The sequence below is a fragment of the Streptomyces sp. NPDC015346 genome (genome assembly GCF_043078785.1).
GTDB lineage: Bacteria > Actinomycetota > Actinomycetes > Streptomycetales > Streptomycetaceae > Streptomyces.
Genome location: NZ_JBIBTW010000003.1, coordinates 681,345 through 704,654, shown reverse-complemented (window position 1 = coordinate 704,654; position 23,310 = coordinate 681,345). Strand labels below are relative to the sequence as shown.

Sequence of the window (23,310 nt, the reverse complement as noted above, 5' to 3'; positions counted from 1 at the left end):
CCTGACGAACCATCAGTGCCATGTCACACCTCACTCACGAAGGGCTCGACGTGACCGCCACTCCTCCCCCCGCCCACTGGACCGCTCAACGCCCCTGGCGCGGCATCATGGTCGCCACCGCCCTCCCCTTCCGGGAGCACGACCTCTCGGTCGATCACGACGCCTACGCCGAGCACGTCCGTTGGCTGATCGACAACGGCTGCGACGGCGTGGTGCCCAACGGCTCGCTCGGCGAGTACCAGACGCTCACCGCCGAGGAGCGCGCCCGGGTCGTCCGTACGGCCGTCGAGGCGGCGGGCGACGGCGCCCGGGTCATGGCGGGCGTCGCGGCCTACGGAAGCGCCGAGTCGCGCCGGTGGGCCGAGCAGGCCGCCGAGGCGGGCTGCGGATCGGTCCTCCTCCTGCCGCCGAACGCCTACCGCGCCGACACGTCCGCCGTACGCGCCCACTACGCCGAGGTGGCCGCCGCCGGCCTGCCGGTCGTCGCGTACAACAATCCGCACGACACCAAAGTGGACCTCACCCCCGCGCTCCTCGCCGAACTGCACGCGGCCGGCCACATCGTGGCGGTGAAGGAGTTCAGCGGTGACGTCCGCAGGGCGTACGAGATCGCCGAACTCGCACCGGAGCTCGACCTGTTGATCGGCGCCGACGACGTGCTGCTCGAACTGGCGGTGGCCGGCGCGGTCGGCTGGGTCGCCGGCTACCCGAACGCCTTCCCCGCCTCGTGCGCGGAGCTGTACCGGGCCTCGGTCTCCGGCGATCTCGACCGCGCCCTGCCGCTGTACCGCGGGATGCACCCGCTCCTGCGCTGGGACTCCAGGACGGAGTTCGTCCAGTCGATCAAGCTGTCCATGGACATCGCGGGCCGCCGCGGCGGCCCCTGCCGCCCGCCGCGCTCCCCGCTCACCGGCGCCGTCGAGGCCGAGGTCCGGGCGGCCACCGAGAAGGCCGTCGCCGACGGCCGGCACTGAGAGGAGCCCCACCGTGCGCACCCGTCATGTGTTCCACGCCGTCGACTCGCACACCGAGGGCATGCCCACCCGTGTCGTCACCGGCGGCGTGGGGGTGATCCCCGGCGCCACGATGGCCGAACGCCGTCTGCACGTCATCGAGCACATGGACCACATCCGCACGCTGCTGATGTACGAGCCCCGCGGCCACGCCTCCATGAGCGGCGCGATCCTCCAGCCGCCGACCCGGCCGGACGCGGACGTCGGCGTCCTGTTCATCGAGGTGTCCGGGCTGCTGCCGATGTGCGGGCACGGCACGATCGGGGTGGCGACGGTGCTGGTGGAGACCGGGATGGTGCCGGTGACCGAGCCGGTGACCACCGTCCGCCTCGACACCCCCGCCGGTCTCGTGCGGGTGGAGGTACAGGTCGAGGACGGAGCGGCGAAGGCGGTGACGCTCACCAACGTTCCCGCCTTCTGCGCCGCACTGGACCGGGAGGTGAAGGTACCCGGGTACGGCACGGTCCCCTACGACCTGGCCTTCGGCGGCAACTTCTACGCCTTCGTCGAACTGGACGTGCTCGGGCTTCCGTTCGACCGCGCGCGCAAGGACGAGCTGCTCAAGGCGGGTCTGGCGGTCATGGAGGCCATCAACGCCGACGACCGGCCGGTGCACCCGGACCGGCCGGAGATCGGCGGCGTCAAACACGTCCATCTCACCGCGCCCGGCTCGGACGCGCGCCACTCGCGGCACGCCATGGCCATCCACCCCGGCTGGTTCGACCGCTCTCCGTGCGGCACCGGGACGTCGGCCAGGATGGCGCAACTGCACGCGCGGGGACGGCTTCCGCTGCACCAGGACTTCGTCAACGAGTCGTTCATCGGCACCCGCTTCACCGGCCGGCTGGTCGGCGAGACCGAGGTGGGCGAGGTACCGGCCGTGGTGCCGGCCATCACCGGCCGGGCGTGGATCACCGGTACGGCGCAGTACTTCCTGGACCCTGACGACCCGTTCCCCGCCGGGTTCCTGCTGTGACGGCCTCCCGCCGTACGTCCCGACACTGTCTCCCGCCGTGAAAACGTGAAATTGTACGCTGGTGCGGCGGCGCCTTCCCGCGACAGCCGGGCGGCGTGACAAGCGGAAGTCGGAGAACGGCACATGGGCCACCTGAAGCAGAGTCACCTCATCACCACCCGCGAGCGGCTGCGCGACCAGGTGGCCCACGCCCTGCGGGCCGCGCTGATCTCCGGCGAGCTGAAGCCCGGGGAGGTGTACTCGGCGCCCGGTCTGGCCGAGGACTTCGGGATCTCCGCGACGCCGGTCCGCGAGGCCATGCTCGACCTCGCCCGCGAGGGCCTGGTCGAGCCGGTGCGCAACAAGGGTTTCCGGGTCACCGAGGTCGACGAACGCGACCTCGACCAGTACACGGACATCCGGCTGCTCATCGAGGTGCCGACGGTGGGCCGGGTCACGCTCACGGCGGACCGCGCGGAGCTGCGCGCGCTGCGCCCGATCGCCGAGGACATCGTGGCGGCGGCCCGCGCCCACGACCTCATCGGCTACCTCGAATCCGACCGGCGCTTCCACCTCACGCTGCTCGGCCTCTCCGGCAACGAGCGCCTGGTCGAGACCGTCGGCGATCTGCGCAAGCGCTCCCGGCTCTACGGCCTGACCGCGCTGGACGAGCGGGGCGAGCTGCTGCCCTCCGCCGAGGAGCACCTGGAGCTGCTCGACCTCATGCTGGCCGGCGACGCGATGGGCGCCGAGGCCTGCATGGTCCGCCACCTCAGCCACGTACGGTCCCTGTGGGCGCGGGACGACTCCCGTACGGTGCCGGCCGGCCCGCGCGGGAGCGCCGGGACGGTGGGCCGGCCGCGCGGCCCTCGCCAGGACGTACGCCCAACCAGGGCATGAACTCCCGAATCGGACAGAAGCACCCTTTCCCTCCTTCTGCTTCGATATCGCCTATCAGGGCTGATGCATGGCGATGACCGATATTCCCTGCCGGTGACATGAATCACCCTCAGGGAAATCCCGGGTCGTCACCCGACCGCACCCCCTTGCGCGTCAAGGAAGTTCGGAGTCGAGGAAACCAGGGGCGGAAATAACGGAGACTCGCCGCGTCTTGTTTCCGCCGGTATTTCTCGCCTACGGTCACCTCCATTCGGACGGATCGCCGAATCCTGCCACCGTCCGAAAACCCGATCATTACACCCGTCGGCAGGAGCGGGGGACCCAGGTATTTCGCCGGTCCGGATTTCCGGACCGGCTCGGGGTGAAGCCGCACGTGTGCGGCCGGGCATCTCCAGCCCGAACCCGACAGCTCACCCCGCAGGCGCCGGAGAGGAATCCCAACATGCCCGCTCACGGTAAGCACCGGCGCCCCAAGACCCGTCTCCGTCCGCTCAGCCGCGGCATCGCCCTGGCGAGCACGGGTGGCGCCGCCCTCGCGCTGCCCCTGGTCGCCACGGCCGCCGCCCACGCCGCGCCCGCGACGGCCCCCGCGGTCGCCACCGAGAAGACCGTCGTCAACTCGGTGGAAAAGATCAAGAATGCAATTCCCGCCGGAAAGGAATCGGTGCGCAAGACGTACACGGTCGTATCCGGCGACTCGCTTTCGGCGATCGCTCAGGAACAGCGTGTGCGGGGCGGCTGGAAGGCTCTGTACCGGACCAATCGAAGTGTCGTCGGTGACAACCCGTCACTTATCCACCCCGGTCTCGAACTGACGATCCGCCCGCTGACCGGCACCGCCCCGCAGGCGAAGCCGAAGCCCGCCGCGAAGCCGAAGCCGAAGGCCAAGCCGGCGAAGGACACCGGCACCGCCGGCGACCGGGCCAGCCGCTCGCAGGAGCGGACCGCCCCGGCGGCCCCGGCTCCGGCCGCGGCCCCGGCGGCCGCGAAGAGCTACAGCAACGACCTCGACGGCTGGATCCGGGAGTCGCTGGACGTCATGGCGCGGTACGGCATCCCCGGTTCGTACGAGGGCATCCACCGCAACATCATGCGCGAGTCGTCCGGCAACCCGCAGGCCATCAACCTCTGGGACTCCAACGCCGTCAAGGGCACCCCCTCGAAGGGTCTCCTCCAGGTCATCGAGCCGACCTTCCTCGCCTACCACGTGCCCGGCACCTCGATGGACCTCTTCGACCCGGTCGCCAACATCACCGCCGCGTGCAACTACGCCGCGGACCGGTACGGCTCCATCGACAACGTCAACGGGCCCTACTAGGACGCCCCCACCTCCTGACCCGTCGGCGAGGACCCGTGGAGTTCACCTCCGCGGGTCCTCGCCGGCTCGGCGCGCGGCCTCGTCGTGCGCGGCCTTGTCGTCCGCCGCGTGGCCGCGCTCCAGGCAGGCGATGACCTCCTCGTCCGGGGTCTGCGAGAAGTCCGCGTAGAACTGGCCGATCGCGTAGAAGAACTCCGGCTCCCGCACGGCGACGGCCTCGTCCACCTCCCCGCCGAGCCGGGCCGGCCAGCCGTGGGGCGCGACCGGCACCGCGAGCACGATCCGCGCGGCCCCCCGGGCGCGGACCACCCGGCAGGCGGCGAGCGCCGTCGACCCCGTGGCCAGGCCGTCGTCCACCACCACGGCCGTGCGGCCGTCGAGCGGGACCGGTCGCCGCGCCCCGCGATAGCGCTGGACGCGCTCAAGCAGCACCCCCCGCTCCCGCTCCTCGACGGCGTCGACATCGCGGTCGGAGACCCCCGTCTCCCGCAGGACCCGCTCGTTGAGGACCCGTACGCCGTCCTCGCCGATGGCGCCCATGGCCAGCTCGGGCTGGTAGGGCACGCCCAGCTTGCGTACGAGACAGATGTCCAGGGGCGCGCCGAGGCTGCGGGCGACCTGTTCGGCCACCGGCACCCCTCCGCGGGGCAGTCCGAGGACCACCACGTCCTGGTCCTTGAGATGTTCCAGGCGGGCGGCGAGCTGCCGTCCGGCGTCCGTGCGATCGGTGAAGTACATGTCCCGCTCGTCTCCTTGGCTCCGCGAGGGGCGCGCCGTCGGGCCCGGGTGGTGTCGTCCGCTAGGTGGGCGAGGCGACGAGGGTGCCGTCCTCGTCGAGGTCCACGTGCGCGCCGTAGGGCCGGCTGGTCCGGCTGAGAACGTCGTGCAGCCACCGCGTGTCCCGGCGGGAGGCGTGCTCCAGCCTCATGCGCCGGGCGTGCAGCGGAATGATGCGTACCTCCTGGAGTGTGCCGTCGGGGGCCACCGTGGGGAGGTGGAGCAGGCGCAGGTCGTCGCGGTACTGCTCGTACCCCGTGATGCCCTCGTAGTCGTTGATCAGGTCGCCGCAGCCGTGCAGGACGAGCCGGCCCCGGTAGACCTCCAGGGGCCGGGGGTGGTGCGAGGAGTGTCCGTGCACGATGTCGGCGCCGCTGTCGATCAGGGCGTGGGCGTAGTCGACGTCGGCGCGGGAGAGGGCGTACCCCCAGTTCGAGCCCCAGTGGACCGACACCACCACGATGTCGCCCGGCTTCTTGGTCTCCCGTACGCGGGCGACGAGGCGGGCGGCCGTGGTGTCGACCGGCGAGGCGGCGAAGTGGACTCCGCCGCGCCGGGCGGTGGCCGCCCAGTCGCGCGGGATGCCGCTGGACGCCATGCCGAGGGCGTGGACGACGACGCGGGCGCCGCCGGGCAGGTCCACGACCGCGGGCCGCTCCGCCTCCCGCGCGTCCCGGCCCGCGCCGACCGTGCGCATGCCGGTTCCCATGCCGTGCAGCGCGGTGAGGGTGTCGTCGAGGCCGCGCCGGCCGTGGTCGAGGACGTGATTGTTGGCCAGGACGCAGACGTCGGGGCGGACGGCCGCGAGGCTGGGCAGATTGTCCGGGTGCATCCGGTAATGCACGGCCTTGCCCGGTGCGAACTCGGGGTTCACGGTCACGGCCGTCTCCAGATTGACGATCCGGACGTCGGGTGCGGCCTCGGCGAGGGCCCCGAGCGCGACGCCCCAGGGGTAGGCGTAGTCGACGCGGTGGGGAATCGGGCCGCCGGCCGACTCCGCGAGGGCCACATAGCTCCGGGCGTCGTGCACATAGCGCTCGCGCAGGGCGGGATCCCCCGGGTGGGGGAGGATCTGGTCCACCCCGCGGCCGAGCATCACGTCTCCGCAGAGGAACAGTCGGACCGGGTCACTGCCCATACACCCAGGGTAGGACGCGGGCCCGGGGCGGGACGCGCACCGGGCCGGTCCCCCTGGACCGTGTCGAGCAGGACGTTCACCCGGCCAGGATCACCTCCAGCCGGCGCGGGCCGTGCACACCCTCGACCCGGTCGAGCTCGATGTCGCTGGTCGCGGAGGGGCCGGAGATCCAGGTGAGAGGGCGGGTGGGGTCGAGTCGGCCGAGGGCCTGCGGCACGGAGGAGACGACCTGCTCGGGGACGCGCACGACGCAGATGTGGTGGTCGGGGACGAGGGTGATGCGGCGGCGGCCCTGGTCCGGGCCTCCGTCGAGGACGAGCGTGCCGGTCTCGGCGACGGCCACCGCGCAGCCGGTGACCACACTGGCGATCCGGTCCAGCTGCCGGGGCGTGTCCTCGGCCCGGTCCTGGAGCTGCTCGGCGGCGCTCGCCGCGAGCCAGTGGGGCGGCAGGCCCGCCGGGACCAGCACGGAGCGCGTGCCGTGCTCGGCGAGGAGGCGGGCGAGCAGCGCGGGGAGTCCCGGCTCGTCGGTGCGGTGCACGATCGCGCGGTAGTCGGCGAGGTTCTCGGCCAGCAGGTCGACGGTTTCGGCGAGGGTCCGTTCGCCGTGTGCGTGCCGGTAGCCGCGCTGGACGGCCCGCTCGTACGGAGGGTCGTCGGCGGGTACGTCGGTGAGGGCGGCGCGCACCCGGCCGAGGATCAGGTCCCTGCTGCTCATCGCCGGCCGTCCTTTCCGCCGTTCGTCCGCTGCCACCAGTCCCGGAACGGTTCGGGGGGCATCGGCGGCAGGTCCCTGGTCGCGGTCCACGCCTTCCCCGGCCCGGGCAGCGTGCGCGGGTGCAGCCGCCGGGTCCGCGAGGCCAGCCGCTGGCCCGCGCGCAGGACGCCGGGGTGGTCGGCGGCCCAGCGGGCCGCGCGCATCGCCGCCCGCTCCGCCGCGTGCCCCCGCGCGGGCCTGATCACCGTCTTCTGACCGCCGCGGGTCACCGGACCGCCCTCGACCACCCGCTCGCGCAGGTGGACGAGCACCTCGGGGATGTCGATGGCCACCGGGCAGACGTCGTAGCAGGCGCCGCAGAGCGAGGAGGCGTACGGGAGGGAGGCGTCGATCTCGCTGCCGGTGCCCCGGAGTTGGGGGCTGAGGATCGCGCCGATCGGGCCGGGGTAGACGGATCCGTAGGCGTGGCCGCCGGCCCGTTCGTACACCGGGCAGATGTTGAGGCAGGCCGAGCAGCGGATGCAGCGCAGGGCCTGGCGGCCGACCTCGTCGGCGAGCGTGTCGGTACGGCCGTTGTCGATCAGCACCAGGTGGAAGGAGCGCGGGCCGTCCTCGTCGGTGGTGCCGGTCCACATCGAGGTGTACGGGTTCATGCGCTCGGCCGTCGAGGAGCGGGGCAGCGTCTGCAGGAAGACCTCCAGGTCGCGCCAGGTGGGCACCATCTTCTCGATGCCGACGACCGAGATGAGCGTCTCGGGCAGCGTCAGGCACATGCGGCCGTTGCCCTCGGACTCCAGGACGACGAGGGTGCCGGTCTCGGCGACCATGAAGTTGGCGCCGGAGACGCCGACCTTCGCGCGCAGGAACTTCTCCCGCAGGTGCAGGCGCGCGGCCTCGGCGAGGGCGGCGGGCTCGTCGGTGAGGTCCTCGGGGGCGGGTCTCCCCCACGCGCCCATCTCGCGGGCGAAGATGTCGCGGATCTCGTCGCGGTTGCGGTGGATGGCCGGGACCAGGATGTGCGAGGGGCGGTCCTCGCCGAGCTGCACGATGAGTTCGGCGAGGTCGGTCTCGTAGGCGTGGATGCCTTCGGCCGCCAACGCTTCATTGAGGCCGATCTCCTGGGTGGCCATCGACTTGACCTTGACGACTTCGGTCTCCCCGGTGGCCTTGACGAGGTCCGCGACGATGCGGTTGGCCTCCGCGGCGTCGAGGGCCCAGTGGACGGTGCCGCCGGCGGCGGTCACCGAAGCCTCCAGCTGTTCGAGGTAGCGGTCCAGGTGGCGGAGGGTGTGGTCCTTGATCTGCCGGCCGGCCTCGCGCAGCGCGGCCCAGTCGTCGAGTTCGGCGACGGCCACCGCGCGCTTGTCGCGGATGGTGTGGGTGGCGTGCCGCAGGTTCGCCCGGAGCGTGGTGTCGCGCACGGCGTCGCGTGCCGCGCGGGGGAACGCCGGCATGCCGACGAAGGCCGGTCCCTCGGCCTTCGTGGGCCGCCGCGCGGCGGCGGGCGGGGGCGAGGGCGTGGCGGCGTGGACGGGCCTCGGCCGGGGCGTGTCGGCGTGCGTCGCCGGGGGCGGCTTCTCGTCGCTCATGACCGGTTCTCCCGTGGCTGGGTCTGCCATGACAGGGGCTCCCATGACAGGGGCTCCGCTTCCGTGCTCGCCAGGATCTCGGCGAGGTGCACCGGCCGCATGCCGACCCTGAGCCGGCTCATCGTGCCGCCGATGTGGGTCAGACAGGAGTTGTCGGCGGCGCACAGCACATCCGCGCCGGTCGACACGGCGTGGCGTACCTTGTCGGCGCCCATCGCCGCCGACACGTCGGGGTTCTTCACGGCGAAGGTGCCGCCGAAGCCGCAGCACTCCTCGGCGCCGGGCAGCTCGCGCAGTTCGAGTCCCTTGACCGCCTGGAGGAGTTGGAGCGGCCGGTCCGCCAGGCGGAGGCCGCGCAGACCGTGGCAGGTGGGGTGGTAGGTGACCGTGTGGGGGTAGTACGCGCCGACGTCCGTGACGCCCAGGACGTCGACGAGGAACTCGGTCAGTTCGAAGGTCTTCGGCACGACGGGGGCGACGGCCCGGGCGAGCGAGTCCCCGCGGCCCTCCGCCCGCGCCCGGGCGCCCATGCGGGGGTACAGCTCGCGCACCATCGACCCGCACGAACCGGAGGGCGTCACGATCGCGTCGTACTCCCCGAAGACGTCCGCGAAACGGCGGGCGAGCGGTTCGGCCTGGTGCCGGTAGCCGGTGTTGTACTGCGGCTGGCCGCAACACGTCTGGCCCATGGGGAAGTCGACGTCGACGCCGAGCCGGTGCAGCAGCCTGACCACGGCGCGTCCGGTGTCGGGGAAGAGCGTGTCGTTGACACAGGTGAGGAAGAGAGCGACACGCACAGCGGCTCCTTCGTATCGGTCGGTCGGCGCGCCGGTGTGCCGGGGCGCGTGGTCCCCGTCCGCCCGGCGCCGGTCGATCATCACACGGCGAGCCGTGCGGCGGCTACGTCCCAGGGCGCCCGGTCGCCGCGCGGCTCGTAGCGCGGGAGCGGCTGGGTGCGGGAGAGCAGTCGCCGCATCGCGGGGCGGTCGCCGACGAGGCCGTGGGCGCGGGCCTGTACGAGGACGTTGCCGAACGCCGACGCCTCCGCGGGGCCGGCGACGACCGGCAACCCGCAGGCGTCGGCGGTGAGTTGACACAGCAGCTCGTTGCGGGCGCCGCCACCGACGAGGTGGACGACGTCGACCGGGTGGTCGGCGAGCCGCTGGGCGTCCTCGATGGCGCGGCGGTGCGCGAGGGCGAGCGAGTCGAGGACGCAGCGGGTGACGCCGGCGCGGGTCGGCGGCGGCCGCTGCCCGGTGGTGCGGCAGGCTTCCGCGATCCGCTCGGGCATCCGGCCCGGCGCGAGGAACGCGGGGTGGGTGGAGTCGACGACCGCTCCCGGTCCGGGGATCGAGGCCGCTTCGCGCAGCAGCGCGGTCAGGTCGGGGTCGCCCCAGTCACGCAGGCACTCCTGGAGCAGCCAGAGGCCCATGATGTTGCGCAGGTAGCGGACGGTGCCGTCGATGCCTAGTTCGTTGGTGAAGTTCGCGGCGCGGCTCTCCTCGGTGAGGACCGGCGTGTCGAGTTCGAGGCCGGCCAGGGACCAGGTGCCGGTGCAGATGTACGCGAACCGTTCTCCGTCGGTCGCGGGGACGGCGGCCACGGCGGACGCCGTGTCGTGCGAGGCGACGGTGGTGACCGGGACGGGGCCGGTCAGGCCGGTCGCCTCAAGGACGGCGGGCGTGAGAAACCCGGCCGGGTCGCCGGGCCGGCGCAGCGCCGGGAAGAGCGAGAGGTCGACGCCGAGGCGGTCGGCGAGGGGGTACGCCCAGTCCCGGGTGCGCGGGTCGATGAGCTGGGTGGTGGAGGCGTTGGTGAGTTCGGTGCCCTGTTCGCCGGTCAGCCAGTACGCCATGAGGTCGGGGATCAGCAACAGGCGCCGCGCGGCGGCGAGTGGGGCCGTGCCCTGGGCGGCGACGAGCTGGTACAGGGTGTTGAAGGGGGCGTCCTGCAGTCCGGTGGTGGCGTAGAGCTCCTGGGCGGGGATGGTCGCCGCCACCTTCTCGGCGATGCCGCGGGTGCGGTCGTCCCGGTAGTGGACGGGGTTGCCGAGCAGGTTTCCGTCGGGGTCGAGGAGGCCGTGGTCGACGGCCCAGCCGTCGATGCCGACGGATGCGACCAGGCCCGCGGCGCCTGCGGCGCGCAGTCCGTCCAGGACGCCCGTGTAGAGGGCGAGGGCGTCCCAGCGCAGGCCTTCGGGGAGAAGGACGGGGCGGTTGGGGAAGCGGTGGGCCTGGGTGAGTTCCAGCGTGCCGGGGCCGACGCGGCCGACCATGACGCGCCCGCTGGAGGCGCCCAGGTCGACGGCGGCGAACGCCTTGGCTCGTTCGCTCATCGCAGGAAGGCCGCGGCGACGCCGGCGTCGACGGGGATGTGGAGGCCGGTGGTGTGGGTGAGGTCGCCGCCGGTGAGGGCGAAGACCGCGTTCGCGACGTGCTCGGGAAGGACCTCGCGTTTGAGGAGGGTGCGCTGGGCGTAGAACTCGCCGAGCTTCTCCTCCTCGATGCCGTACGTCGCGGCGCGCTGGGCTCCCCAGCCGCCGGCGAAGATGCCCGAGCCGCGCACGACGCCGTCGGGGTTGACACCGTTGACGCGGATGCCGTGGGCGCCGAGCTCGGCGGCGAGCAGGCGCACCTGGTGGGCCTGGTCGGCCTTGGTGGCGGAGTAGGCGATGTTGTTCGGGCCGGCGAAGACGGCGTTCTTGGAGGCGATGTAGACGATGTCGCCGCCCAGGCCCTGGTCGATCATGATCCGGGCCGCCTCGCGGGAGACGAGGAAGGAGCCCCGGGCCATGACGGCGTGCTGGACGTCCCAGTCGCGTGCGGTGGTCTCCAGGAGCGGCTTGGACAGGGAGATGCCCGCGTTGTTGACGACGAGGTCGACGCCGCCGAAGGCGAGGACCGTCGCGTCGAGGGCGGCGGTGACCCGCTCCTCGTCGGTGACGTCGACGGTGACCGCGACGGCCCGGTCAGGGCCGCCGAGTTCCTCCGCCACGGCGGCGGCCTTCTCCCCGTCGAGGTCGGCGACGACGACGCAGGCGCCCTCGGCGGCCAGCCGGTGGGCGATCGCCCGGCCGATCCCGCTGCCCGCCCCCGTGACCAGCGCGATCCGGGTCGCGAGCGGCTTGGGCGGGGGCATGCGCCGGAGCTTGGCCTCCTCCAGCTCCCAGTACTCGATACGGAACTTCTCCGCCTCGTCGATCGGCGCGTACGTGGAGACGGCCTCGGCGCCCCGCATCACGTGGACGGCGTTGACGTAGAACTCGCCGGCCACCCGGGCCGTCTGCTTGTCCTTGCCGAAGGAGAACATGCCGACGCCGGGGACCAGGACGATCGCCGGGTCGGCACCGCGCATGGCGGGCGTGTCAGGCCCGGCGTGCCGCGCGTAGTAGGCGGCGTACTCCTCGCGGTAGACGGCGTGGAGCTCCCGCAGCCGTGCGAGGGCGTCGTCGAGGGGGGCGGCGGGCGGCAGGTCGAGGACGAGTGGTCTGACCTTCGTACGGAGGAAGTGGTCGGGGCAGGAGGTGCCGAGGGCCGCGAGGCGCGGGTGCTCGGCGCGGGCGAGGAAGTCGAGGACGGGTGCGGAGTCGTCGAAGTGGCCGACCTGGGGGCGGTCCCGGGAGGCGAGCGCCCTGATGTGCGGGGCGAGCGCGGCGGCCCGCGCGCGGCGCTCGGCCTCGGGCAGCGGCCCGTACCCGTCGACGACCGGACCGAACGGTTCGGGCCGTCCCCGCTCGGCGAGGAAGGTCTCGGCGGTGCGGACGATGTGGAGGGAGTTGGCCTCGCACTCCTCGGAGGTGGCACCCCAGGCGGTGATGCCGTGGCCGCCGAGGACGCAGCCGACCGCCTGGGGGTGGGCTGCCTTGACGGCGGCGATGTCCAGGCCGAGCTGGAAACCGGGACGGCGCCACGGGACCCAGACGACGGTGTCGCCGAAGCACTCGGCGGTCAGTTTCTCGCCGTCGGCGGCGCAGGCGAGCGCGATACCGGAGTCGGGGTGGAGGTGGTCGACGTGCGGGGCGTCGACGAGGCCGTGCATGGCGGTGTCGATGGAGGGGGCGGCGCCCCCCTTGCCGTGCAGGCAGTGGTCGAACGCGGCGACCATCTCGTCCTCGCGCTCGACGCCGGGGTAGACGTCCTTCAGGGCGCGCAGCCGGTCCAGGCGCAGGACGGCGAGCCCGTCGGCGCCGAGGGTCCCGAGGTCGCCGCCGGACCCCTTGACCCACATCAGCTCGACGTCGCGGCCGGTCACGGGGTCGGGCCCGGTGCCCTTCGCGGACGTGTTGCCGCCCGCGTAGTTGGTGGTACGCGGGTCGGCGCCGAGCCGGTGGGAGCGGGCGAGCAGGGCGGCCGCTTCGGGAGGAAGGGCGGAGGGCATGGGAAGTCCTTCGGGGGTGGTCGTGGCGGGGGCGGCGCGGGAGGCTGGGAGCGGTGGCGTGTGCGCGGGAGGCTGGGAGCGGTGGCGAGGCGGGCGGAGAGCGGGGATTTACGCGCCCCAGCCGGCCTGCTGTCCGCCGACGCGCTCGTCGGCGATCTTCCGTGCCCAGCCGGAGCGGTGGTAGGCGGCGACGGGGTCGGGGTCCAGGCCCCGGTCCTCACGGACCTCGGCGAGCAGCGGCCGTACGTCGGTGTTGTACGCGTCCATGAGGACCGCGTTCGCCGCCAGGACGTCGCCGGAGCGCTGGGCGGCGGCGAGGGCCTCCCGGTCGACGAGCAGCGCCTTGGCGGTGGCCTCCTGCACGTTCATCACCGAGCGGATGACCGCCGGGATCTTCGCCTCGATGTTGTGGCACTGGTCGAGCATGAAGGCGATGTCCGGGGTGAAGCCGCCGCCCCCGATGACCTCGTACATGATCCTGAACAGCTGGAAGGGGTCGGCGGCACCGACCATGAGGTCGTCGTCCGCGTAGAAGCGGGAGTTGAAGTCGAAGGCGCCGAGCTTTCCCGCCCGCAGCAGCGTGGCGACGATGAACTCGATGTTGGTGCCGGGCGCGTGGTGACCGGTGTCCACGACGACCCGCGCCTTCGGCCCCAGGGTGAGGCAGTGCGCGTACGCCGTGCCCCAGTCGGGCACGTCGGTGGTGTAGAAGGCGGGCTCGAAGAACTTGTACTCGAGCAGCATCCGCTGCTCGTCACCGAGCCGGTCGTACACCGCGCTCAGGACCTCGGCGAGGCGGTCCTGGCGTGCGCGGATGTCGTCTTGGCCCGGGTAGTTGGTGCCGTCCGCGAACCACAGCTTCAGGTCGCGCGAGCCGGTCGCGTCCATGATGTCGACGCACTCGAGCAGGTGGTCGAGCGCCTTGCGGCGCACCTTCGCGTCCGGGTGGCAGACGCTGCCGAGGCGATAGTCGTCGTCCTGGAAGGTGTTGGAGTTGATCGCGCCGAGCTTCAGGCCGCGCTCCTCGGCGTGCCGGGCGAGCGCCGCGTAGTCCTCGACCCGGTCCCAGGGGATGTGCAGCGAGACCGTCGGGGTCACGCCGGTGAACTCGTGCACCTTCGCCGCGTCGTCCAGCTTCTCGCGCGGGGTGCGCGGGACTCCCGGCTGGGCGAACACCTTGAAACGCGTACCCGAGTTCCCGTACGCCCACGACGGCGTCTCCACGGCCTGGGTCCTCAGGGCGTCCTTCACTGCGGGAAGGGCGTCGGTCATGCGGGCTCCTACGGCGACAGAAGCGAGTGAAACGATTCAGATGCAGAAGCTATGAGCGCGCCAAACCCCTGTCAACCCCATTGACCATGAAGCGACCACCCCTTTAGCGTCGCCGCGAAGACGTTGTGAAACCTTTCACCACACAGGCCCGGAGGCGGCATCCATGCAGCGCGTCTGCTTTCTGCTCAAGGTGCGTGCGGACCGTGTCGCCGAGTACCGCGCCCGGCACGCCACCGTGTGGCCCGAGATGCTCGACGCGCTCTCGGCCACAGGCTGGCACAACTACTCCCTCTTCCTGAGGGAGGACGGCCTGCTCGTCGGCTATCTGGAGACGGAGGACTTCGAGAAGAGCCGGCGCGCGATGGAGGCCACCGAGGTCAACGCCCGCTGGCAGCACGAGATGGCGCCGTTCTTCGAGTCCCTCGACGGCACCCGGCCGGACGAGGCCATGAAGCCCCTGAGCGAGGTCTTCCATCTCGCCTGAGCGGTACGGGGACGGTGGCCGCGCGCGGGGGCGGCATCGGCTCGGCTCGGCTCGGCTCCGCGTCGATTGTCAGACCCCTCGGATACGTTGCGGGCATGACGGACTTCGTACTCGTGGCAGGCGCGTGGCTCGGAGCGTGGGCGTGGGACGAGGTGGTGCCGGAGCTGCGGGCGGCCGGGCACGGCGCCCACCCGGTCTCACTCTCGGGGCTCGCCGACAGGCAGGGCGTCGCGGCAGGGCAGCAGACGCATGTGCGGGATGTCGTCGACGTCGTCGAGCGTCTCGATCCGCGCGATGTCGTCCTGGTGGGGCACAGTTACTCCGGGATACCGGTCGGTCAGGCGGCCGAGCGGATCGGCGACCGGCTGTCCCACGTGGTCTTCGTGGACTCCAACGTTCCGGCGGACGGTGAGTCGTTCGTCTCCGCCTGGCCCGACGGCCGGGCGATGGTGGAGGCCTCGATCGCCGCGAACGGCGGCTTCTGGCCGCCGCCGGCGGCGGCCGATTTCGAAGGCCAGGGCCTGGACGAGGAGCAGATCGCCCGGCTCGTCGGCGGAGCGACCCCGCACCCGGGCGCCACACTGACCGAGCCGGCCGTGCTGGCCGGGCCGCTCGGCGCGCTGCCGGTGACGTACGTCAAATGTCTTCTCGACGGTGCCGAGCCGAACGACGACGTGGCCGCGCTGCTGAGGAGCGAGCACTGGCGGCTGGTCACGATGGAGACCGGACACTGGCCGATGTTCTCCCGGCCGCGCGAGCTGGCCCGCATCCTCCTGGAGGCGGCGACGCCCGGCGCGTGACGGCGCCGGGCCCTGGTTCCGCGAGAACCCCGGCCACGCCGCCCGCTCCGGTGCGGGCGGGGCGGCCGGGCCCCGACTCACCCTAGAAGTTGCCGTAGTTGACCTGCCATGTGGGCAGGCCCATGCGGCGCCAGACGGCGACCACCCGGTCGCGGTCGTCGAGCGAGACGCGGACCGCGTAGCGGTGGCGGACGTGGGCGTCGAAGAGTTCGGCCTTCACGATGTCGTCACTGCGGCCGTCGTCCGACGCCCGCATCCACAGCTCGTCGTAGGGCACTTCGTGCCGGGCGAGCCACTCCTCCGTGATCCGCCGGTGGTCCTCGCTGCGCCCCGACAGCAGCACGATGGTGTCGTTCTCGGCCGCGCGGAACGCCCGCAGGGCCTGGCGCACCGAGACGTTGAGCAGGTCGAGGTCGCAGCGGGTGAAGTCGTACGGCCCCCGGTCGCCGCGCAGGGCGAGGGTGCCGTCGATGTCGCACATGACGGCCGAGGGCAGCGCCGGGTCGGCCACGTACGGTTCGGCGGCCGGCTGGGCGCCCAGCCACTCGGCCGTCAGCCGCCAGCCGCCCCGGGTGGCCTTGGCGTGCTTGTCGGCGAGGATCCGGATGATCTCCTCGCCGACGGACCGCTCACGCGCGGCGTCGCGCCGTACGCACTCCTCCACCGGCACGCCGGTGAAGTCGTGCACGACGAAGCTCGCACCGAGGCCGGTGACGGCGGCCTTGAGGCGCTTGGGGATGTGCGGGGTCAGGTGCGTGTTGTCGACGACCACGTCGAAGCCGCCCTCGACGGCCGACCGGACGGCCGCGTCCTGGATGTCGAGGACGGTCCGTTCGTGCGCGTGCGAGCGGCCGCGCTCGGGCGCCGGGACGTCGAGCATGGTGCGCAGGTCGTCGAGGTTGACACGGCGCACGCGCCCCTCGGAGTCCGCCTGGAGCCGCCGGGCGGCGGTGGTCTTCCCCGAGGCGGGGAGTCCCGTCATGACGTGTACTACGGGCACGGGGTCAGTTCTCCACATCGGTCGTGAACGGGTCGGACGCCTCGGGACGGACGGCGCGCCAGACGACGAGGTCGGTGGGGCGCCCGTCGAGGCGCAGGAACATGGCCGAGCGGACGGTGTGGTCGGCGGGCAGCGCCTTGACGGCCCGCGCGAACGCGCCCCGGTCGCCGGCCAGGTGGGCGATGCTCCGGTACGCCTCGTCGATGGCGCGCTCGTGCGCCGCCGCCGCGTCCTCCAGGCGGGCGATCACCTCGCGTACCCACGTGTCGAACTCGTCCGGCACCTGTTCCAGGAGGGCGTCCAGGGGGCGCCCGCCTGCCTCCCGGATCCCACCGAGTTCGGCGAGCGAGCAGCCCAGGCCCTGCGCGAGCCGCTTCGCGGACATCCCGGCGAAGCGCTGGATGCCGTGGCTGCGCCAGATGTCCCGTTCGGTGACGCCCGTCAGCACCTTGTGCAGCCGTACGTACTCCGCCAGCTTGGCCTTCGCGCGGACGCCGGAGGCGTACCGCAGCACGAAGCCCTCGGCATCGGTGCCGGTGGCGGCGCGGCCGCCGGGGAGTGTGTTCGACTCGGTGAGCGCGAGCAGTTCGGTCATCGGCATGGCGGGCCAGGTCCGGACGACCGAGCCGATCTCGGCCCAGTGCTCGGCGGCCTCGGCGAGCGGCAGTTCCGTGCCGTCCTGTTCGAAGGCGGCGAGCAGCACCAGGTCGCGGCGGTCGCCGTAGTCGACGACGATACGATTCTGCGGATACAGGATCTCGGCGAGGTAGGTGACGCCGGGGGTCAGGGCGCGGGTGTCCCTGGCGGCGAGTCGCCGCTGCGCCCAGGTCGCCTGGGCGCTGGTGAAGGATCCCTTGGACGCGACCTGCCAGCGGCCCGCGTAGTGGAAGACCACGGCCAGGCTGCCGTCGACCTTGTCGTAGACCTCGAAGGGCTCGTCCGGCAGGGCGGGCGCGTACGGCCGGCCGGCCTCGTGCTCGCCGACGTTGAAGAACTTCGGCAGCGGGAGCGCGACGATCCTTCCGGTCGTGTCGTCGGCGACCAGTCCACGGCAACGGGTGGTGACCTGATTCCAGATCCGCTCGTACTGGCACGCCCGCGTGTAGGTGTAGAGCGACAGCGGCAGCTCGGGGTGCGACTTGCGGGTGACGTGTCCGGCGTCGAGCGCCGCCGCCAGTTCCCGCGGCGGCAGCAGCTCCTGGAGAGTCAGGTACGCCTGGCTCATGGGTTCCTCCTGGTCTTGGTGACTCATTGTCACCTGCCGGAGGTCCGGGGGGACACCGCTTTTTCCGTGGCCGCGCTCGACCGTAGACCTCCAGGGAGACCAGTCCGTGCAGGTGGCCCCAGATCCGCAGGGCGAGCGCCACACCGGCGGGCGGGAGGTCGGGGAAGGCGGGCCGGACCTTGTCGAGGAGGCCGCGCTGGCCCGGTTCGTGCAGAGGCGGTTCACGGTGGGGTACTGAAGGGGATCCGCGCGATCGCCGTCCGCGCGACACGGACGGGCCGGTCGTGGATGCGCGATCCCGCTGCGGGGTCGACCGATCGGATGACGGCGGGGTCCACCGGTCGGCTCTCCACCGGCATCCGTCGGAGCGACCCGGGTGGGGCCGTGGCGGACCCAGGATGGGTGAACATCCTGAAGGGACGACTCCATGCACACCGACGACCAGCTTCTGCTCGCGGCGGCCCGCCGCGGGGACCCGATCGAGGTCCGCGCCGCGCTCGCCGCCGGCGCGGACGTCGAGAGCCGCGACCACGAGGGCCGCACGCCGCTGCTTCTGGCCGCCGCCGGGGACCAGGTGGCCGCCGCCGAGATCCTGCTGGGCGCGGGCGCCGATCCCGACGCGCGGGACGGCCGGGACGACACGCCCTGGCTGGTCACCGGGGTCACGGGCAGCGTCCGCATGATGCGCCTGCTGCTGACCGCGGAGCCCGACCTGCGTCTCACCAACCGCTTCGGCGGCACCTCCCTCCTCCCCGCCGCCGAGCGCGGCCACGTCGCGTACGTACGGGCGGTGCTGCGGGAGACCGACATCGACGTGGACCACGTCAACCGGCTCGGCTGGACCGCCCTGCTTGAGGCGGTGATCCTCGGCGACGGCGGCCGCGCGCACGAAGAGGTCGTCGAACTGCTGATCACGGCCGGGGCGGATCCGCTCCTCGCGGACCACGACGGCACGACGCCGCTCCAGCACGCGCGCCGGCGCGGCTTCGACCGGATCGCCGGACTCCTCCAGGCCGCCTCGGCCCGCGCCACGCCCACGGGACAGGGGGACCCCCGATGACCCCGAGGACCGACACGCCTTGCCCGGGGCGGGGAACACCCGATGACCCCGATGACCGACATGCCTTCCCGAGGGCTGGGGAACCTCCCGCCGTCGCGGGGTTCGACACGCCAGCCCCCAAGACCGGCACGAGCCCCGCGAGCACCGCTCGGCCCACGAGCACCGCTCGGCCCGCAAGCCCGTCGTACGCGCGTCGCGCCGGGCGCCTCGCACGTACCCTCACCTGCTGCGCGGCCGCAGCGCTCCTGATCGCCGGCTGCGCCGCCCACGACGGAGCCGCGCACACCTCCCCCGCCACCCCGACCGGCCCTCCCGCCCCCACGGCCACCGCCACGTCCGGCGGCACCCTCCTCGTCGCCGACTTCGGCTCCGACACCGTCACCTTCGTCGACCCCCGGCGGGGCCCGGTCGACTCCGTCGAGGTGGGGACGGCGCCCTACGGCCTGGCCGTCGGCGCCGACGGACGGGCCTGGGTGGCTACCGCCGAAGGGGTCGCCGTCGTCGACACCCGCACGCGGGAGCGGCTCGCCCTCATCCCGTACGAGACCGACACCGGCCCCGTCGGCACCGGCGAGTACCGGGGCGGCGGCATGGGCATCGCCCTCTCCTCCGACGGCGGGCGGGTCTACGTCGGCGTCAACGTGCCGGGCGGCAACGGCGTGTTGGAGGTCGTCGACACGAACCGCCGTGAGGTGACCGGCACCGTGCCGGTCGGGCGTCGCCCCTTCGACGTCGACGTGTCGCGCGACGGCTCGGAGGTCTACGCGACGAACCACGACTCCTTCGACGTCACGGTCGTCACCACCGACTCGCTCGCCGCGCGCCGCGTCGAGGTCGCCCCGTACGGCACGGAAGGCGGGCTCGGCTCCTGGCTCAAGCCGCACTACGCCGTCGTGCGGCCCTCGGACGGCAGGCTGTTGCTGCCCTTCGAGGGCGAGCGGCTGGTGGTGGTCGATCCCCGGACGGGCCGCTCGGAGATCCGGCCGATGACCGCCGACACCCACCAGCACGGTGCGACGATCACGCCCGACGGCACGCTCCTCGTCGTCGGCACCGGCCCCATCGACCCGTCCGAGGACGAGGGACCTTCGCTCACGGTCCGTACGACCGCCGGTGACGAACGGGTCTATCCGCTGGAGGGCCCCCACGAGGACGTGGCCGTGTCGAAGGACGGGCGCACCGCGTACGTCACCGGCGGTTTCACCCGTGACGGCTACTGGAACGGCATCACCGTCGTCGACCTGCCGACTGGTGCGACCCATCGCCTCGCCGCAGGTGACCGCCCCCTCGGCATCGCGGTCCTGTCCGCCGACCCGGCGGCGTGACGGGGAACTGGATCTCCCTCGCCGGCGTCCCATTCCATGTCCGGCGCGCTTTGGGGTCGGAGATCCCGCAGCGGCGAAGGGCAGACATGAGCGAGCGGAGTGACGATTCTTCTCGGGCGCTTCGGCGGCGAGGCCGGGTCACCGGAGTGGTCGTGTCCGCCGTCGCCGCCGTGGGCTGTCTGCTCCTCACTCACCCCATGTGGCCTCGCCGGCCGGGGAACGTGGTGGGGCTGTTCGAGACCTTCCTCCCCTGGCTCGGCCTGGTGGTGCCGGCCGGGCTCGTCGTGGCCGCGGTCCGCCGGTCGGCCGTCGTCGCGGTGGCGTGCCTGGTGGTCGCCGCGGTGTGGGCGGGTGTCTTCCGGGAGGTGCTGCTGCCCCCGGCCGTCGCCTCACCGACCCCGTACGGGTTGACCGTCGTCCAGCACAACGTGAGCGACGAGAACACCAGCCCGTCCCGCGTCGCCCGGGTCCTGCTCGCCGCCGACCCGGATGTCGTCGCGCTGGAGGAGCTGACGCCGGCGAGCCTGCCCGCCTACCGCATGGAGCTGGGCCGGACCCATCCCCATCACGCCACCGTGGGAACGGTCGGGCTGTGGTCGGTGTACCCGCTGACGGACATCGGCCGCGTCGATCTGCGGCCCCGGGCGGTCGGCGCCGGCTGGGACCGCGGCCTGCGGGCCGTCGTACGCGGCCCGCACGGGGACGTGGCGACGTACGTGACGCACCTGCCGTCCGTCCGGATACGGCCGACGCGGGGGTACGCCACGGGGTGGCGGGACGAGAGCGCCGCGCTGCTCGGGCGGGCGTTGGAGAAGGAACGTTCCCGCGCGGTGCTGGTCCTCGGCGACCTCAACGGCACCGTCGACGACCGGGGCCTGGCTCCCGTCCTGTCCCAGGTGCGCGGGAGCCGCGAGGAGTGGGCCTTCAGCTGGCCGGCCGGCGTCCCGCTGGCGCGTATCGACCACGTCCTGGCGCGCGGCGCGGAGGTCACCGCGACCTGGACGCTGCCGGACACGGGGAGCGATCATCTGCCGGTGGCCGCGCACGTCCGCTTCCCGGCCGGCGCCTGACACCACGGCCCGGGGCCCATGCCCCGGGGACCGTTTTGGATTGTCGGACGATCATCCCTACGATCCGGCAGATGATCACGAGAAAACGGCTGGCGACCGGAGCATGCGCCCTGCTCGCCGCCCTGGCCGCCGGGCTCTTCCCCACCGGCGCCGCCGCCGACGAACCGGCGGCCAAGGAATCCCCCAAGGTAGAACTGGTCCTCGACGTCAGCGGTTCCATGCGGGCGCGGGACATCGACGGCCAGTCCCGGATGGCCGCCGCCAAGCAGGCGTTCAACGAGGTGCTCGACGCGGTGCCCGAGGACGTCCAGCTCGGCATACGCACGCTGGGCGCCGACTACCCCGGGCAGGACCGGCAGAAGGGGTGCAAGGACACCCGGCAGCTGTATCCGGTCGGCCCGCTCGACCGGACCGAGGCGAAGACCGCCGTCGCCACGCTGGCACCCACCGGCTGGACCCCCATCGGCCCGGCCCTGCTGGGCGCGGCGGAGGACCTCAAGGGCGGTGACGCCACCCGCCGGATCGTGCTCATCACGGACGGGGAGGACACCTGCGCCCCGCTCGACCCCTGTGAGGTGGCGCGTGACATCGCCGCCCGCGGCATCCACCTCACGATCGACACGCTGGGCCTGGTGCCGAACGCGAAGATCCGGCAGCAGCTGACCTGTATCGCGGAGGCGACCGGCGGCACCTACACCTCCGTCCGCCACACCGAGGAACTCTCCAAGCGCGTGCGGCAGTTGGTGGACCGCGCCGCGGACCCGGTGGTCACCCCGGTGGCCACCGAGGGCACGGACCGGTGCGCCGACGCCCCGCGGCTCCAGCCCGGTCTCTTCACCGACCGGGAGACCTTCGGCCAGCACCGCTGGTACCGGGTGGACGTCCTGCCCGGGCAGGAGCTGCGGGCCTCGGTGAGCGTGTCGGCCGACCGCGCCGTCAACGACGACTACGGCGTCCTGCTGCGCGCGGTGACCGTGCGCGGCCGGGAGATCGTCCGGGGTTCCGAGGCGGGCGACGGTCGCACGGACGTGATCTCGACGGGGCTGCGCTATCCCAAGCCGCCGCTCGACGGCGTCGACGGGGACGCGAAGCCGGCCGCGGAGACCGTCTGCCTCCAGGTCAGCAACTCCTTCTCCGCGCCGCCCGGCGTCAAGACGACTCCGGGCATGCCGATCGAGCTCGCCGTCGACCTCGTCGACGCGCCCGACGAGGCCTCCGACGTGGCCGCCTTCGGTCTCGGCCGCGGCTGGTGGCTGCTCGCCGTGCTCGTACTGGCCGGTTTCGTGGGCGGTCTGCTGTGGGGCTGGCTGTCCCGCTGGCGCGTCGCCGTCTGGAGGACCAACTGATGCGTACCGTACGCGCGCTGACCGCCGCCCTGCTGACGGGAGCCGGTCTCCTGACGGGCGCCGGGCTGCTCGGCCCGGCCGTTCCCGCCCACGCCGACACTCCCTCCCCGAGCGGCAGCGCGAGCACCGCCGCGGAAGCGGCCGCGGGGCCGACGGAGGCGGGCACCACCTTCCGTACCGCCGCCGCGTTCCGGCAGGGGCAGCGGGCTACCGCCGAGGCCTCGACGGGCGACTACCTCTACTGGGTCTTCCCGGCGGACGCCGGGCAGCGCCCCACCGTGTCGGCCTCGGTCACCCTGCCCGAGTCCGCCGCCCGCCACGGTTCGTCGACCTGGCGGATCGACGTCTACGACGGCCTGCGCCGCCGTCAGCCCTGCATGTACGGAACGCAGTCCCGGACCGTGGCGAAGGAGGCGCCGACCGCGGAGCTGTCCTGCACGCTGCGGACGGTCCGGCCCTGGGCCGAGACCTGGGACAACGACGCCCTGCCGGGCAGCTATTACGTACGGCTCACGGTGACGGGGCTTCCGGAGGAGGATCTCGGCCAGCCGTTCGCGGCCCGGATCGGCGCGGTGTCCGTCGACCAGGGCGGCGCCTACGCGGGCGGCGGCTCGCTCGCCGCGCCGCTGGTGCCCGGTGCCACGACCGAGGACGCGGTCGAGGCGCGGGCGCCCGAGGGTGGCTGGTCCTCCGGCTGGTGGTCCGACCGCTGGGTCTGGACGGCGGTGGGCGGTGCGCTCGGCGCCCTGGCGGGGATCGGCGGGTACGTGCTGACCCGCGGCTCCGGGCGCCCCTCACGGGTGCCGCCGGCCGTCTGACGTGACAGGTGAGCGGCCGTGGGGGGGGCCCCCGGCCGGGGGCCCCCCCCGCGCCGCGCGGCCGGGGGCCCCCCCGGGGGCGGCCCCCCGCGGGCGCGGCCCCGCCGCCGGCCCCACGCGGCCCG

General features: G+C 73.1%; 21 protein-coding genes, 1 pseudogene and 1 riboswitch. Of the genes and pseudogenes, 12 read left to right on the top strand and 10 right to left on the bottom strand.

Features of this window, described 5'->3' with window-relative positions:
• Nucleotides 1-20 precede the first annotated feature (20 nt).
• The 4 genes from ACF06X_RS13980 (at nt 21) to ACF06X_RS13965 (ending at nt 4,186) form a co-directional block, all read left to right on the top strand.
• A complete protein-coding gene (locus ACF06X_RS13980) occupies nt 21-974 on the top strand; it encodes a dihydrodipicolinate synthase family protein (RefSeq protein ID WP_392287484.1) in 954 nt (317 codons plus the stop codon).
• Nucleotides 975-987: 13 nt separating this feature from the next.
• Nucleotides 988-1,989: a proline racemase family protein gene (locus ACF06X_RS13975; protein ID WP_392287483.1), complete on the top strand. Its 1,002-nt coding sequence runs from the start codon at nt 988-990 to the stop codon at nt 1,987-1,989.
• Nucleotides 1,990-2,112: 123 nt separating this feature from the next.
• On the top strand, nt 2,113-2,868 hold the full coding sequence (locus ACF06X_RS13970) for a GntR family transcriptional regulator (protein WP_392287482.1): 756 nt from the start codon (nt 2,113-2,115) through the stop codon (nt 2,866-2,868).
• 250 nt (nt 2,869-3,118) lie between these two features.
• Nucleotides 3,119-3,305: riboswitch (cyclic di-AMP (ydaO/yuaA leader) on the top strand.
• Nucleotides 3,306-3,310: 5 nt separating this feature from the next.
• Nucleotides 3,311-4,186, top strand: coding sequence for a transglycosylase SLT domain-containing protein (locus ACF06X_RS13965; protein WP_392287481.1), 876 nt, complete (start codon nt 3,311-3,313; stop codon nt 4,184-4,186).
• Nucleotides 4,187-4,291: 105 nt separating this feature from the next.
• Here ACF06X_RS13965 and ACF06X_RS13960 read toward each other — a convergent pair.
• From ACF06X_RS13960 to rhaI, 8 genes and pseudogenes are all read right to left on the bottom strand, one after another.
• A pseudogene (locus tag ACF06X_RS13960) lies at nt 4,292-4,924 on the bottom strand (phosphoribosyltransferase); the annotation flags it as partial.
• Between the two features lie 61 nt (nt 4,925-4,985).
• On the bottom strand, nt 4,986-6,101 hold the full coding sequence (locus tag ACF06X_RS13955) for a CapA family protein (protein ID WP_392287480.1): 1,116 nt from the start codon (nt 6,099-6,101) through the stop codon (nt 4,986-4,988).
• A gap of 76 nt (nt 6,102-6,177) precedes the next feature.
• Nucleotides 6,178-6,819, bottom strand: coding sequence for a lactate utilization protein C (locus tag ACF06X_RS13950; RefSeq protein ID WP_392287479.1), 642 nt, complete (start codon nt 6,817-6,819; stop codon nt 6,178-6,180).
• On the bottom strand, nt 6,816-8,273 hold the full coding sequence (locus ACF06X_RS13945; RefSeq protein ID WP_392287705.1) for a LutB/LldF family L-lactate oxidation iron-sulfur protein: 1,458 nt from the start codon (nt 8,271-8,273) through the stop codon (nt 6,816-6,818). Before ACF06X_RS13945 ends, ACF06X_RS13950 begins: the two co-directional genes overlap by 4 nt.
• Nucleotides 8,274-8,404: 131 nt before the next feature.
• Nucleotides 8,405-9,205 carry a (Fe-S)-binding protein gene (locus ACF06X_RS13940; protein WP_392287478.1) on the bottom strand — a complete coding sequence of 267 codons (801 nt, stop codon included), beginning with the start codon at nt 9,203-9,205 and terminating at the stop codon, nt 8,405-8,407.
• 80 nt (nt 9,206-9,285) lie between these two features.
• Entirely contained in the window at nt 9,286-10,743 is a 1,458-nt protein-coding gene (locus ACF06X_RS13935) for a rhamnulokinase family protein (RefSeq protein ID WP_392287477.1), read from the bottom strand.
• The gene (locus ACF06X_RS13930; protein ID WP_392287476.1) at nt 10,740-12,785 is read right to left on the bottom strand and encodes a bifunctional aldolase/short-chain dehydrogenase; all 2,046 of its coding nucleotides are present in this window, start codon (nt 12,783-12,785) and stop codon (nt 10,740-10,742) included. Before ACF06X_RS13930 ends, ACF06X_RS13935 begins: the two co-directional genes overlap by 4 nt.
• Nucleotides 12,786-12,893: 108 nt before the next feature.
• Entirely contained in the window at nt 12,894-14,057 is a 1,164-nt protein-coding gene (rhaI, locus tag ACF06X_RS13925) for an L-rhamnose isomerase (RefSeq protein ID WP_392287475.1), read from the bottom strand.
• A 163-nt stretch (nt 14,058-14,220) separates the two neighbouring features.
• On the opposite strand from rhaI, the gene ACF06X_RS13920 reads away from it, so the two are divergent.
• Both ACF06X_RS13920 and ACF06X_RS13915 read left to right on the top strand, forming a co-directional pair.
• A complete protein-coding gene (locus ACF06X_RS13920) occupies nt 14,221-14,541 on the top strand; it encodes an L-rhamnose mutarotase (protein ID WP_392287474.1) in 321 nt (106 codons plus the stop codon).
• A gap of 95 nt (nt 14,542-14,636) precedes the next feature.
• The gene (locus tag ACF06X_RS13915) at nt 14,637-15,341 is read left to right on the top strand and encodes an alpha/beta fold hydrolase (protein ID WP_392287473.1); all 705 of its coding nucleotides are present in this window, start codon (nt 14,637-14,639) and stop codon (nt 15,339-15,341) included.
• 82 nt (nt 15,342-15,423) lie between these two features.
• Here ACF06X_RS13915 and ACF06X_RS13910 read toward each other — a convergent pair whose 3' ends face one another.
• Nucleotides 15,424-16,323, bottom strand: a complete 900-nt coding sequence (locus ACF06X_RS13910) for an AAA family ATPase (protein WP_392287472.1) — start codon at nt 16,321-16,323, stop codon at nt 15,424-15,426.
• 22 nt (nt 16,324-16,345) lie between these two features.
• Nucleotides 16,346-17,566, bottom strand: coding sequence for an RNA ligase (locus ACF06X_RS13905; protein ID WP_392287471.1), 1,221 nt, complete (start codon nt 17,564-17,566; stop codon nt 16,346-16,348).
• A gap of 106 nt (nt 17,567-17,672) precedes the next feature.
• Here ACF06X_RS13905 and ACF06X_RS13900 point away from each other — a divergent pair, with 106 nt between their 5' ends.
• The 6 genes from ACF06X_RS13900 (at nt 17,673) to ACF06X_RS13875 (ending at nt 23,185) form a co-directional block, all read left to right on the top strand.
• Nucleotides 17,673-17,804, top strand: a complete 132-nt coding sequence (locus tag ACF06X_RS13900; protein ID WP_392287470.1) for a hypothetical protein — start codon at nt 17,673-17,675, stop codon at nt 17,802-17,804.
• Nucleotides 17,805-17,993: 189 nt separating this feature from the next.
• Nucleotides 17,994-18,626 (top strand): ankyrin repeat domain-containing protein, encoded by a 633-nt coding sequence (locus ACF06X_RS13895; RefSeq protein ID WP_392287469.1) that lies wholly within the window; start codon nt 17,994-17,996, stop codon nt 18,624-18,626.
• A complete protein-coding gene (locus ACF06X_RS13890; RefSeq protein WP_392287468.1) occupies nt 18,623-19,951 on the top strand; it encodes a hypothetical protein in 1,329 nt (442 codons plus the stop codon). The genes ACF06X_RS13895 and ACF06X_RS13890 overlap by 4 nt, the downstream gene beginning before the upstream one ends.
• A 152-nt stretch (nt 19,952-20,103) precedes the next feature.
• The gene (locus tag ACF06X_RS13885) at nt 20,104-21,021 is read left to right on the top strand and encodes an endonuclease/exonuclease/phosphatase family protein (RefSeq protein ID WP_392287467.1); all 918 of its coding nucleotides are present in this window, start codon (nt 20,104-20,106) and stop codon (nt 21,019-21,021) included.
• 71 nt (nt 21,022-21,092) lie between these two features.
• Nucleotides 21,093-22,367 (top strand): VWA domain-containing protein, encoded by a 1,275-nt coding sequence (locus ACF06X_RS13880; RefSeq protein WP_392287466.1) that lies wholly within the window; start codon nt 21,093-21,095, stop codon nt 22,365-22,367.
• On the top strand, nt 22,367-23,185 hold the full coding sequence (locus ACF06X_RS13875) for a hypothetical protein (protein ID WP_392287465.1): 819 nt from the start codon (nt 22,367-22,369) through the stop codon (nt 23,183-23,185). The genes ACF06X_RS13880 and ACF06X_RS13875 overlap by 1 nt, the downstream gene beginning before the upstream one ends.
• The last annotated feature ends 125 nt before the right edge of the window (nt 23,186-23,310 follow it).